The sequence below is a fragment of the Streptomyces sp. XM83C genome (genome assembly GCF_023072675.1).
In the GTDB taxonomy this organism is placed as follows: Bacteria; Actinomycetota; Actinomycetes; order Streptomycetales; family Streptomycetaceae; genus Streptomyces; species Streptomyces thermocoprophilus.
In genome coordinates this window covers 1-7,146 of record NZ_JALLGL010000304.1, presented here as the reverse complement: position 1 = coordinate 7,146, position 7,146 = coordinate 1, and the positions used below count along the sequence as shown (strand labels likewise).

The window sequence follows — 7,146 nt, the reverse complement described above, 5'->3', positions numbered from 1 at the left end:
GCGTCGTACGCGACCCGGCCACCGGTGATCTGAAGGTCGTCGACGTGACGCCGGACAACGAGGCCGACGTCCTCGTCCACGACGCGCACGCCGCGTCGCCCACCACGGCCTTCGCCCTGTCGCGGCTTGCCGACCCGGACACCCTGCACCGCACCCCGATCGGCGTGCTCCGCGACGTGCGTCGGCCCGTCTACGACACGCAGATGGCCCACCAGCTCGACACCGCCGTCGAGCAGAAGGGCAAGGGCGATCTCGCCGCCCTGCTGACCGGCAACGACACCTGGACCGTGGGGAGTTCCTCATGACGTACGTCATCGCCCAGCCCTGCGTCGACCTGAAGGACAAGGCCTGCGTCGACGAATGCCCCGTGGACTGCATCTACGAGGGCCCGCGCAAGATGTACATCAACCCGGACGAATGCGTGGACTGCGGCGCCTGCGAGCCGGTCTGCCCCGTCGAGGCCATCTTCTACGAGGACTCCCTGCCGGACGAGCTGGCCGCCTACGCGGCTGTGGACCGGGAGTTCTTCGCCGCCGACCCCTCCCCGGGCGGGGCCGGCTCGGCAGGGGTGGCGGAGGCCGACCACCCGGTCGTCGCGGCGGAACCGGTACGCGCGACCGGGTGACCTGGGCTCCCGCGGCTCTTCCCCGTTTCTTCAGTGGAGCGCGGCAAAGTGGTCCCAACCGCCGGAGATCCGAACCAACCCCCCACCCGGCACGGCACCGAGACCGCACGCCGCAGCAAACCGAAGAGCCGCCTGGAACCCACGCAGAGGAATTGCCATGGCCACCGTTCCCGCACTCTCCTCGTCCTTCCTCGGCCCCTTCCACCTGGTGCACAAGCCGGACAGCCCGGAGACGTTCCTGCTCGACAGCGGGACGCCGTCCTGTCAGCGTTTCGTGTTCGCGGCGGAACTCCCCGACGAACACCCGCTGTTCGGGCGCACCCCGGCGGCCCACCACGATCTGCTGATGCCGGTGGAGGCGCTGCGGCAGGCCGCCGTGTTCGCGTCCCGGCACTACTTCCGCGTACCGGAGAAGCGGCTCACCGTGGTCGCGGAGGCCGCCACGCGGATCACCGAGGTCGAACCGTGGCGACGCACCGGCCACCGCGCGCAGATCGCGCTGGAACTGGACCTGACCCCGACGGACATGGTGCTGGGCGTGCCGCGCGGCCTCCAGTGCGAGGCGACCGTCTCGATCGACGGCCGGCGCTGCGGCGGCGCCACCGCCCGCCTGACGTTCCTCACGCCGGGCATCTACCGCGGCCACCGTGAGGCGGGCCGCCGGCAGAGCGAGGAGAGCCTGGCGCGCGGCTTCGGCGACCTCGGCTCGCCCGGCCGCCCCGACCCGGCCGCCGTCGGCCACAGCGACCCGCGGAACGTGCTGGTCGGGCGGCCGGTGGAGGACGACGACGAGGTGCTGCTGTTCCCGGTGGACGGGGCGGCGGCCGGGAAGGTCCTGCCGGGCGAGCCCGACGAGGTACCGCCCGTGCTGTATCTGGAGGCGTCCCGGCAGGCGGCGCTGCTCACCTGCGCAGAGCTGTACGGTTTCGCGCCGGAGCGCACGCTGCTCACCGACTGGCAGGCGTCGTTCCGCGGCTTCGCGGAGCCCGCGCTGCCGCTGTACTGCACCGTGACCGGCCCGCGCACCGCAGGCGGCACGGCGGCCCCGGCACGCGACGCGGCGGGCCGCCCGAAGTCGACGCTGGCGCTGACGTACTGGCAGGGCGACCGCGAGGTGGCACGGATATCGGCATCCGTGCTCCAGGACTGCTAGGCCGGCGCGATGAGGTTCCGAGTGCTGGGCCCGGTACGAGTCTCTCCCCGCACGCCGACCGCGGCGAAACCGCGTGCCGTGCTGGCGACGCTGCTGATCCAGAACGACAAGGTGGTCTCCACCCACACCCTGATCGACGAACTGTGGGGCACCGAGCCGCCCCGCACCGCCACCACCACGCTCCAGGTGTACGTGTCGCAGGTGCGGCGCGTGCTGCTGGAGGGCGAGCCGGACGGCCGGCAGCCGCTGATCACCCGCCCGCCGGGCTATCTGCTGCGGGTCTCCCCCGACGACTTCGACCTGGCCGTCTTCGAACGGCTCCGCGACTCGGGCCGCGCCGCGTTCGCCCGACGGGACTACGCGGAGGCGTCCCGGCAGCTGCGCGAGGCGCTGTCCCTGTGGACGGGCCCCGCCCTGTCCGGCATCCCGCACGGGCCGACCCTTCAGACATCGGCGATCCGGCTGGAGGAGCTGCGCGCCGAGGTGCTGGAGCAGAGCATCTCCGCGGACCTGCGGCTGGGCCGGCACCAGGAACTCGTCGGCGAGCTGATGGCCCTCACCCGTGAGCAGCCGTTACGGGAGTCCCTCCAGGGGCATCTGATGGTCGCCCTCTACCGCAGCGGCCGGCAGTCGGAGGCGCTGGAGGTGTACCGCAGGGCCCGCCGCTCCCTCGTGGACGAGCTGGGCGTGGAACCCAGCCCGGCGCTGCGCAAGCTCCACGAACGCATCCTCACCTCGGACCCGGCGCTGGCCTGGCGTCCCACGGCGGACCCGACGCCGCGCCCGGCGCAGCCCCGGGACGTACCGGTCGTACGCCTGCCCGCGCCCCTCCCCGACTTCACGGGCCGCACCACCGAACTCGGGCACGCGGAGCGCTTCCTCGCCGGAACGGGCCCGGTCGACAGCCGCGTCCTCGCGGTATCGGGCCGGCCGGGCGCCGGCAAGACGGCGTTCGCGGCGCGCCTGGCGCACTCCTCCGGCGACCGCTTCCCCGACGCGCGCGTCCTGCTGACCCTGCGGGACGCGGGCGGCAGGGCACTCGCCCCGGAAGCGGTGATCACAGCGCTCCTCCGCACCCTCGAAGCGCCCCACGCCTCGGGCGCCCCCGCCGACGTGCTGCACGCCCGCACCCGCGGCCGCAAGATGCTGCTGATCCTCGACGACGCGGTCTCCGAGGCGCAGGTCCGGCCCGTGCTGGCGGCCCTGCCCGACGCCACGGTGATCCTGACCAGCCGCCACGCGCTGGGCGCGCTGGAAGGCGTACAGCATCTCGTCCTGGACGTGCTGGGCCGCGCGGAAGCCGAAGCGCTCCTGATGAACTGCGGGGGTGCGGCGATGGCCGACGACCCGGAGGCGACCGCGGAGATCGCCCGCCTGTGCGGCGGACTGCCGCTCGCCCTGCGTGTCGCGGCGGCGGCGCTGGCGGCCCGCCCGCACTGGACGGCCGCGGACCTGGCCCGCCGCCTCGCCGACGAACGGGGCCGGCTGGCCGCGCTCCGGGTGGGCGACCTCGACGTACGGGGCAGCCTGCTCACGGCGTACCGGGACGTGACCGAGGACAACCGGCACGCGTTCCGCGTCCTCGGCCTGGCGCCCCTGCCGGACTTCGCCCTGTGGTCGGCGGCGGCGCTGCTCGCCACGGACCCGGCGGAGGCGGAACGCCGGGTGGAGGACCTGGTCCAGGCCCGCCTCCTGGAGGCGGTACGCCGCCCGGACCGCCTCACCCCGGTCCGCTACGGCTTCCACGCGCTGCTGCGCGGTCTGGCGCTGGACGTCCTGGCGGAGGAGTCCCCCCACCACACGTCCCCGGCGACGGCACGCCTGGCAGAGGCCTTCCTCACCCTGACCCGCCACGCGGACGCCCGCCTGGCCCCGTCCCGCGACCTGATGCCCCCACCGGCCACCGCACCCCCTGCCCTCGCGCCCGAGGACATCGTCGGCCCTTCCCCCCTGCGCTGGTTCCGCGAGGAGTCCCCGGGCCTGCTGGAGACGATCCGCCAGACCCACCGTGCCGGCCTGTGGCACCTGTGCACGGCCCTCGCCTCGGCAGCCGCCGGCTACTACGAGGCGGCGGCGCTGTGGTCCGACTGGCAGGAGAGCCACGAACTGGCCCTGGACGCGGCCCGCGAGACGGAGGACCTGCTGGCGGAAGCCGTCGTCCTCCGCTCCCTCGCCGACCTCGAATGGCAACGGCACCACCCGAACGCGGCCCGCGACCTGTACCGCCTCGCCTGGCAGCTCTTCACCCGGGCCGGTCATCGCGTCGGCGCGGGCCGCTGCCTCTCCGGGGAGGCGGACGTCCTCCTGGGCCTCGGCCGCGTGGCCCGCGCGGAACGCAACTACGCCCGCGCCCTGTCCGTCGCCCGCACGGAGGCCGACCCCCGGGGCGAGGCGGACGCGGAACGGGGCCTCGCCCTGGTCGCCCAACGCGAGGGCCGCCTCCCCGAAGCCCACACCCGCCTCACGGCCTGCGCCACAGCGGCAGCCCGCGCGGGCGACGAACGCTGGCACGCCTACGCGACCCGCAGAGCGGCCACGGTGACCGAGTCCGCGGGGGTGACTCAGCCACTGGAGGTGCGGCCGGGGGTCTGGCTGTTCCCGGAGAGCTGACGACCCGCCGACGGCGGGAAGGGGACGTGTCGGGGGGTGCCCGCGCGCATCGTGCGGCGCACACGCAGAGCAAGGATCTGAGAAACAGACCGTCGCACCGAGGACGGACACCCCCGGCGCGTCCCCGACCCCGCCACGGACAGGTGGCGCTACCGCAACCACCCGCCCACCGAAACGGGCCGCCGCAGGCACCCAGGGGCGCGAGGAACCACGCAAACGCCCCCCACCGGCCCGCAGGTGAAAACGACGGCCCACCGAACAAGGGCCCGCGGGGAACCGCGCACAAAGGACATCACCGGCACGCCGGTGCCAAGGGCCGCGGGGAACCGCGCGAAAGCCCCCTCACGCCGCCCGGCGAGTCCGCAGCAACCGCCTCCACTGCTCAGGACTGTAATCCGCAGGCTCGGTCGTGGACATGAAGTCCCTCAACACCGCCTCGAACCGCTGCGGATCGGTCCGGAACGGAAAGTGTCCGGCGTTCTCGAAGATCTCCAGCCGGCTCCCCGGCATGGCCACATGCCCGAGCCCGGCATGCGTGGCCGGTATGACCTGGTCGCGCCCGCCCCACACGAGCATGGTGGGCATGCCCTGCGCGAGATAGCACCGGTCGAGCATGGTGCCGACCTGGCCCCGCCAGTCTACGACGGCACGCAGCGTACGGATGAACGCGCTGCGCGCGGTCTGGTCGGGCAGCGCGTCGACGACCCGCACGAGGTCCTCGGCGTCCACGCCGAGCCCGGTGTCGAGGAGTTGCAGGACGCGTACGAGCGCGCCGACCTGCCAGTGCATGGTGGGCAGTCGCAGGGCGCGCAGCAGCAGCTCGGCGCCGGGCAGGGTGGCGGCCCGCAGCAGCGGGGTGACCTGCCGGCTGATGCCGCCGGTGCCGACGAGGACGAGCCGTTCGCACCGCTCGGGGAACTGGTAGGCGAACTGCATGGCGACGGCCCCGCCCAGCGAGTGCCCGACGAGGGTGGCGCGTTCGACGCCGAGGACGCCGAGGAGGTCGCGCATGCCGTTGGCGTAGGCGGGCAGCGAGTAGTCGGCGCGGGGTTTGTCGGAGGCGCCGTGTCCGAGGAGGTCGGGTGCGATGACCCGGTAGCTGCGCGCGAGGCCGGGCATGACGTCCCGCCAGGTGTCGGAGGAGTCGCCGATGCCGTGGATGAGCAGGATGGCCCGGCCCTTGCCGGCCATGCGGAACGCCCGCCGGTAGCCGTGCACGGTGCGGTAGCGGAGCCGGATCTGCATGGTCACGTCGGTCAGACCCCCTTGCGGTGCTGGTGCCGGTCGTGGTGGTGGCGGGCGTCGGGTCCGCCCGCCGGGTAGGGGAAGCGGCCGGCGACGTGGTGGACGGTGGCGAGGTCGCTGTCGGTGACGCCGAGGGAGGCGAGGGACTGCCAGGGCCGTACGGCGGCGGTCCTGCGGAACTCGGACGCGGTGGTCGTGTCGCTCATGGCTGCCTCCGGCTGAGGGGTGTCGGGGAGGTGTGCTGCCGGGTCACGCGCCGTCGGGTGATCCGCAGGAGCAGGAGCTGCGTGAAGAGCCAGCGGCGCATGGCGCCGAGGTGGGCGGGCGAGCCGTGGACGTCGTCGAAGACCTTGAACTTCACGTCGGGCAGAGCGCGCCGCAGCAGTGCCTGCTCGCGGGGCGGGATGATCTCGTCCCGGGCGCTGGCGACGTACCGTACGGGCAGGTCGAGTCCGGCGAGGAGGTCCTGCCCGAGGGCGAACTCGGGCAGCAGCGCGCGCAGTTCGGTCTCGTCGGCGCTGCCGGTGAGCCGGGTGAGGGTGTCGACGGTGATGCGGGGGACGCGGGGCCACCACTGGGTGTCGGTGAAGAAGTCGGCGACGGGCGCGCCGACGGTGAGGACGCGGCGGACGCGGGGGTCCTCGGCGGCGGTGCGCAGGGCGAGGTGGCCGCTGAAGCTGAGGGCGAGGAACGATGTGTCGCTGACGTCGGCGCGGGTGGCGAGCCGGTCGAGGAGGTCGCTGAGGGTGCGCCAGGAGCCGGGCCGGTAGGGGGCGTCGTGCTCGCCGACCCCGGGGAGTTCGGTGACGACGGCGGCGAAGCCGAGCTTGCGCAGCAGGGGCAGCAGGGGCGCCCACTGTTCCTTGACGCTGACGATGCCTCCGCACACCACCAGCAGCGGCTTGTCCCGGTCGAGGCCGGCGGCCCAGCAGGCGTAGGGGGCGCCGTCGGGGTCGGTGAGGGTGAGGCGTTCGATGCCGGTACCGGCGTCGCGGCGCCAGGTGTCGAAGGTGGTGACGCCGAGTTGCTGCGCGAGCCGCCGGTCGTCGTCGTGGGGGTGGGGGAAGCGGGCGAGGGCGTAGTGGCGGCAGGCGTCGAGGAGGTCGCCGCGGTCGGCGGCGGCGCGGCCTTCGGCGGTCCATACGGCGGCCCAGGAGGCGGGATCGCCGGGGGTGTCGTTGGTGATGCGGCGCAGTACGGCGTCGGTGTGTTCGGCGGTGAGGCCCTGGCCTCGGGCGTGGAGGCGGGCGAATTCCTTGAGTTCGTCGAGGTGGTCCATGGCGTGGCCGTCCTGTCAGTGGATGGCGCCGTCGGCGCGGCGTGTGCCGTACCCGAAGGCCCGGTCGGCGGCGATGTGCACGGTCCAGCCGAGGCCGGCCAGCAGCAGGGAGCGGGAGGCGGTGAGGACGCGGCGGACGCGGGGGTCCTCGGCGGCGGCGCGCCCGTCGCCGACTTCTTCACCGACACCCAGTGGTGGCCCCGCGTCCCCCGCATCACCGTCGACACCCTCACC

The 7,146-nt window shown here is 74.0% G+C and carries 6 protein-coding genes and 2 pseudogenes; 4 read left to right on the top strand and 4 right to left on the bottom strand.

What is annotated here, in order from left to right:
* The 4 genes and pseudogenes from MTQ10_RS25405 to MTQ10_RS31360 all read left to right on the top strand — a co-directional run.
* Positions 1-305: pseudogene (locus MTQ10_RS25405) on the top strand (2-oxoacid:ferredoxin oxidoreductase subunit beta); the annotation flags it as partial.
* Entirely contained in the window at positions 302-625 is a 324-nt protein-coding gene (gene fdxA, locus MTQ10_RS25400) for a ferredoxin (RefSeq protein WP_247472488.1), read from the top strand. The pseudogene MTQ10_RS25405 and the gene fdxA, both read left to right, overlap by 4 nt.
* A gap of 157 nt (positions 626-782) precedes the next feature.
* Positions 783-1,778 carry an AfsA-related hotdog domain-containing protein gene (locus MTQ10_RS25395; protein ID WP_247472487.1) on the top strand — a complete coding sequence of 332 codons (996 nt, stop codon included), beginning with the start codon at positions 783-785 and terminating at the stop codon, positions 1,776-1,778.
* Positions 1,779-1,787: 9 nt separating this feature from the next.
* The gene (locus tag MTQ10_RS31360; protein WP_282612589.1) at positions 1,788-4,388 is read left to right on the top strand and encodes an AfsR/SARP family transcriptional regulator; all 2,601 of its coding nucleotides are present in this window, start codon (positions 1,788-1,790) and stop codon (positions 4,386-4,388) included.
* Positions 4,389-4,730: 342 nt separating this feature from the next.
* On the opposite strand, the gene MTQ10_RS25385 is transcribed toward MTQ10_RS31360, so the two are convergent.
* From MTQ10_RS25385 to MTQ10_RS25370, 4 genes and pseudogenes are all read right to left on the bottom strand, one after another.
* Positions 4,731-5,633, bottom strand: a complete 903-nt coding sequence (locus tag MTQ10_RS25385; RefSeq protein ID WP_247472489.1) for an alpha/beta fold hydrolase — start codon at positions 5,631-5,633, stop codon at positions 4,731-4,733.
* Between the two features lie 11 nt (positions 5,634-5,644).
* On the bottom strand, positions 5,645-5,839 hold the full coding sequence (locus MTQ10_RS25380; protein ID WP_247472486.1) for a hypothetical protein: 195 nt from the start codon (positions 5,837-5,839) through the stop codon (positions 5,645-5,647).
* A complete protein-coding gene (locus tag MTQ10_RS25375) occupies positions 5,836-6,912 on the bottom strand; it encodes an alpha/beta fold hydrolase (RefSeq protein ID WP_247472485.1) in 1,077 nt (358 codons plus the stop codon). The genes MTQ10_RS25380 and MTQ10_RS25375 overlap by 4 nt, the downstream gene beginning before the upstream one ends.
* Before the next feature lie 15 nt (positions 6,913-6,927).
* Positions 6,928-7,146 (bottom strand): annotated as a pseudogene (locus tag MTQ10_RS25370) (DUF4260 domain-containing protein); the annotation flags it as partial.